General features: G+C 67.0%; 2 protein-coding genes. One reads left to right on the forward strand and one right to left on the reverse strand.

The genetic code is table 11. The features are described 5' to 3' along the window. Positions 1–587: esterase-like activity of phytase family protein (locus tag RT123_RS05170; RefSeq protein WP_313008188.1), on the forward strand; the 587-nt coding region annotated here is incomplete at its 5' end. A gap of 3 nt (positions 588–590) precedes the next feature. Here RT123_RS05170 and RT123_RS05175 read toward each other — a convergent pair. Then, positions 591–989: trehalose-6-phosphate synthase (locus RT123_RS05175; RefSeq protein WP_313008189.1), on the reverse strand; the 399-nt coding region annotated here is incomplete at its 5' end.

Consider the following 989-nt stretch of genomic DNA (forward strand, 5'->3'; position numbering starts at 1 on the left):
CGATTTCCGACAAGTCGGATGGCGACGCCGAGGGGTTGGCCATCACCCCCTCCGGCGATCTGCTGGTCAGTTTCGAGCGGCGTCACCGAATCTGGAACTACGGTCCCTTCTCGGCGCTGAAGACCCAGCCGACGCCGGTGCGGTCGCCCGACTTTGCCTTCACCGAGAACGACGGGATGGAGGGGTTGGCCGTTGCCCCCGGCGGCTGGCGCGTCTCTGGCGAGGCCGGCGGCGTCTGGGATTGCGCGGCGGCGAGATGCACGGGTGTGAGCACGCCTCCGCAGACGCCGATCCCCGACAGCGAATACCGCATCACCGGTTTGGATCGGGATCCGTCCGGCGCCGGATGGTTCGTGGTCCAGCGCCTGTACCGGGCGCCCATCGACATGCGCGCGCGCGTGCGCCGCATGGCCCCCGACGGAACGCTGGGGCCGGTGTTGATCGAGCTGAAACTGCCCGGCACTACCGACAATTTCGAGGGTATCGCCGCAGAGACGCGCAACGGAAGGACCCGCCTCTACATCCTGTCCGACGACAACTTCAATCCGGCCCAGCGCACCCTGATGCTGGCCTTCGACCTCCGCTAGGCGTCAGGCCGCGCCGGCCCACTGCGTCGGTTGCGAGGTCGATTCATCGGCTTGCAGGGCGCGCACGAAATCATCGCGCCAGATGCCGACATCGGTGGCGCGAACCACATCCATCAGGGCTTCCCATTTCCGGATCCGCTCGGCCAGCGGCATGGTCAGCGCCTTCTGGATGGCGTCCGACAGCTCTTCGCGACTGTAGGGATTGACCAGCAGCGCTTCACCCATCTGTTCGGCCGCGCCGGCGAAGCGCGACAGGATCAGCACGCCGGGATCGTCCGGGTTCTGGGCGCAGACATATTCCTTGGCCACCAGATTCATGCCGTCGCGCAGCGGCGTCACTAGACCGACCCGCGCCGCGCGGTAGATGCCCGCCAGCTGATCCCGACGATAGGTGCGGTTCAG

Origin of the sequence: Brevundimonas vesicularis (genome assembly GCF_032067225.1) — a bacterium.
GTDB classification, from domain to species: Bacteria; Pseudomonadota; Alphaproteobacteria; order Caulobacterales; family Caulobacteraceae; genus Brevundimonas; species Brevundimonas vesicularis_F.